The organism is Asticcacaulis biprosthecium C19, from assembly GCF_000204015.1.
GTDB lineage: Bacteria > Pseudomonadota > Alphaproteobacteria > Caulobacterales > Caulobacteraceae > Asticcacaulis > Asticcacaulis biprosthecius.
Genome location: NZ_GL883078.1, coordinates 270011 through 273667, shown reverse-complemented (window position 1 = coordinate 273667; position 3657 = coordinate 270011). Strand labels below are relative to the sequence as shown.

Sequence of the window (3657 nt, the reverse complement as noted above, 5' to 3'; positions counted from 1 at the left end):
CGGCGCTTGAGCTGAATAAATGCGAATATCAAGCGTCATTCTTTATGAGGCTTGGTATTCGTCAAGGTGTTGGGAACTGGCCGCAGGGATCGGGAAATCGACGATCCAGCGGGCGCCATTGTCCACCGTCAGATGAATATCACCGTCGATCTGTTCGACCAGCCGGCGCACCAGGCCGACGCCGTGGCGCTTGCTGCCCGGCTGTTCGACGAAACCGGCGCCGTTGTCCCAGATGGTCAGCCGACCGCGATCGAGCGCCTGGGCGTCGCGAACCACCGTGACAGCAATGGCACCGGTCCGGTCGGCAAAGGCATGGTCATAGCTGTTGGTGACCAACTCGGCGACGATGATGCCCAGCGCCGTCACCATGTCGAGCTCCAGCAGGAAGGATTCGCTGGAGCATACCAGGTCAATACCGTCGATGTCGCCGTCCTGGATCTCCGACAGGTTGACGCACAGCGATTTGACATAGGCGCCGAAGTCGGTGGCGTGCGTCATCTCGGTACCCAGCAGGTTTTCATAGACCTTGGCCAGGGTAAAGACGCGCCGGGCGATGGCGCGCAAACCGCGCTGGCCGGCCTCGTCGGCTGTGTCGTCCAGCTGCTTGGTCAGCATGCCGTAGATGAGTTGCAGGTTGTTGCGGACGCGGTGTTGCAGCTCTTCGGCCAGGACCTTCTTTTGGTCAAGCAGACGGTCCTTTTCGGTGACCAGAGCCTTCATCTCGCCGATCGTGGTCTGGAGCAGCTCCAACCGCGCCGAGGTGGCGACGGCCTCGGCCAGTACATTGGCGAAACCGGTCAGGAAGTTGATGTCGTGCTGGTCGTAGTCCTGCTGGACGTTGTTGTCGATTTCCAGCACGCCGTAGGGCTGTTTGTCCTTGATATGGATGACCACGTCGACGGTCGAGATGATGCCGTGTTCAGCGTAGAAGGCCGGCAATTCGAAGCCGGTGTCTTCGCGCAGATCGTTGCAGATAGAAGGCTCGCCGGTAATGAAGGCCCGGCCCTGGGGTGTGCTGTCGTCGGCGCGGGAGACGACCTTGCTGACGACGCCGGGCCTCCACCCGAACCCGGCTTCGACGAGGAGGTCATTTTCGTCGGCGCGGTAGCGGCAGACCTTGCTGAACGGGACGTCCAGGCCAGCGGCGCAGACGCGGGCGGCCTCGGTCAGGACCTTGTGCAGGTCGTTTTCGCGCAGCGCATAGCTGCCGAAGCCAGCAATGGCAGCCTGCTGGCGGAGGAGCTTATTAACCCTTGCGGCGTCGTCAGCCATGAGATGCTATGCCGTCCGGGATTGGGGGTTTCAGAAGCTTGAAGCCGCGCGGGTGGATCTGGGTGGAGGCGCCGGTGGTGACGATGTCAGTCACGATACTGAGGCTGCAGAGCAGGTCGCGTGTGAGGTAGGGTTTGACCAGACAGCCGTCGCCATCGTCCGAGGTCAGGTCGAACTGCATGGCGTTTCCGCTGACGTACAGAATGCCTGTTCTTTTGCGTCTTTGCAACTGGGGGGCGACATCGGTGCCCAGGCCGCCTTCGGCCAGGCGCAGGTCGATCAGCGCCAGGTCGGGCAGGTGCTCGGCCGCCAGAGCCAGGGCCTTGTTGACGGTGCGAGCAATGCCGCACACGTCGTATCCCGACGCGATCAGAAACGCTTCGGTCATGTCGGCGATCATCAGGTCGTCTTCGACGATCAGTATGTTCAACATGGGACTTTCCCTGGGTACGGTTCAGGGTTCAGTTCTAGACTATTCGGGGCGCGGGGACAGGTTCGGATTGTACCCAGTGGGGTGAGTATATTCCGAGTCTGCACAGGGGGGCGGAGGAGGCGTAGTCTGCGCTCAGGTTCACCACTTGGTACGACCGCGTTACGTTGAAGACAACACCAGACCCTGGGCTCCGGTTATAGGCATGACCGGGGCCCATTTTCCGTGCTGGCGGCGCGCGGTCGGTGGTGAACGATCCGGATTACGGCGGCGGCGGCTGTGCCAGCGACATGGACGTTTGGAGAGAGCGGATAACGCGATTGTGGCAGTACGCTGTCAAACCCCGATATCCGTGCCGTAGAATGAACAAGCGCCAGACCCGCGGGTCCGGCGCTTGTTTGTTTTGGCGCTTGTTTGTTGTCTGGCGAGATGCGCCGGAAGGTCAGTTTCGCTTGATAAGGCGCACAAGCAGAAGCAGGACAATCGCGCCGCCGGTAGCGGTGATGATCGTGGCGATGATGCCGCCGCCAATATTGATGCCCAGGACTCCGGCCAGCCAGCCTCCGACGAAGGCGCCGATGATGCCGACGACGATATCGCCGACCAGGCCAAAACCACCCCCTTTGACAACGGCACCGGCCAACCAGCCCGCGACGGCACCAATCACAAGCCAGATAAGAAGGGTTTCAAGGGTCATGGAGGGGGTATCCTGAATGAGGACCGGGCTGTGCCGCGGATCGGGATATCACCGATAGCGGCCTTTGGCGGACTCACCAAATACGACTCCCTTATGTCACCTCTTCGGCGATGGTGTTGGTCAACAGCCCGACGCCGGCGATATCGACCTCGATAATGTCGCCGGGCTTCATCCACACCGGCGGTTCGCGTTTGGCACCGACGCCGCCCGGCGTGCCCGTCAGGATGACGTCGCCGGGATTCAGCGTCGTGAAGCCTGACAGGTAGCTGATGATGACCGGCAGCGGGAAGATCAGGTCCCCTAGGGTGGCGTGCTGCATGACCTGGCCGTTCAGGCGCGATTCCACCGTCACGGCGCCCAGGTCGGTAATTGCATCGGGCGTCACCAGCCATGGTCCCAGCGGCGCTGTGCCGGGGAAGTTTTTGCCCGGAGCGAACTGGGTGGTGTGCCATTGCCAGTCGCGCACCGAGGCGTCGTTGGCGCAGGTAAAACCCGCGACATAGGACATGGCGTCGGCTTCGGCGATGTGGCGGCCGGTCTTGCCGATGACCAGGGCCAGCTCGGCCTCGTAATCAAGGCTGGTCGAGTTGCACGGCCGGATGATGGCGTCGCCGTCGGCGATCAGGGTGTCGGCAAAGCGCAGGAAGATCGACGGGTGGCCGACTTTGGCGCGGCCGGTTTCGGCGCGATGGGTCTCAAAATTGTGGCCGACGCAGAAGATCTTGGTGGGGTTGGGGATGACCGGGAGAAGCTTGACGTCGCTCAAGCGTGTGGTGGCATTGGCGGCGGGGTGGCCCAGCCGGCCTTCGGCAATGGCGGTCTTCAGGTCGCCGCCGAAAAAGGCGCCGAGGTCGGAGACGTAATCGCCTTCGATATGGCCCCAGGTGTCGCGGCCGTTAAGGTGGTAGGATACGTACTTCATCAAACCTTCTCCATCAGCGGGGCGTAGGTGAAGACCTTTTCGGCCTTCGATAGCCCCGTAAAATCCTTGTCCGAAATGCCCCACTGGTCGATGCGATTGGGCGGCCAGGTCCAGTCTTCGGGGGCGCCCGTGGGGTAGTCGTCGCTGATGATTTCCACAGCGGTTGAGTATTCGACGACAGCGCCAAACGGCGAAATGAAATAGGCGTAGACATTGGCGCCGGGGCCGTGGCGGCCGGGGCCCCAGGCGGGGATGGCGCCGTGGTCGCGCATGCGGCCGATGCCGCGCATGACGGCGTCCATGTCTTCCATCTCAAAGGCGATGTGATTCAGCGAC

General features: G+C 62.1%; 5 protein-coding genes. All 5 read right to left on the bottom strand.

Going from position 1 to position 3657, the window contains the following annotated elements:
• Positions 1–42: 42 nt before the first annotated feature.
• Positions 43–1272 carry a histidine kinase dimerization/phosphoacceptor domain -containing protein gene (locus ABI_RS11825; protein WP_006273219.1) on the bottom strand — a complete coding sequence of 410 codons (1230 nt, stop codon included), beginning with the start codon at positions 1270–1272 and terminating at the stop codon, positions 43–45.
• Positions 1265–1705 (bottom strand): response regulator, encoded by a 441-nt coding sequence (locus tag ABI_RS11820; protein ID WP_006273218.1) that lies wholly within the window; start codon positions 1703–1705, stop codon positions 1265–1267. Before ABI_RS11820 ends, ABI_RS11825 begins: the two co-directional genes overlap by 8 nt.
• Positions 1706–2144: 439 nt before the next feature.
• The gene (locus ABI_RS11815) at positions 2145–2399 is read right to left on the bottom strand and encodes a GlsB/YeaQ/YmgE family stress response membrane protein (protein ID WP_006273217.1); all 255 of its coding nucleotides are present in this window, start codon (positions 2397–2399) and stop codon (positions 2145–2147) included.
• A gap of 91 nt (positions 2400–2490) precedes the next feature.
• Positions 2491–3321 carry a fumarylacetoacetate hydrolase family protein gene (locus tag ABI_RS11810; protein ID WP_040309187.1) on the bottom strand — a complete coding sequence of 277 codons (831 nt, stop codon included), beginning with the start codon at positions 3319–3321 and terminating at the stop codon, positions 2491–2493.
• Positions 3321–3657, bottom strand: a 337-nt coding sequence (locus ABI_RS11805) for a glyoxalase (RefSeq protein WP_040309186.1), incomplete at its 5' end; no start/stop codon positions are given. The genes ABI_RS11810 and ABI_RS11805, both read right to left, overlap by 1 nt.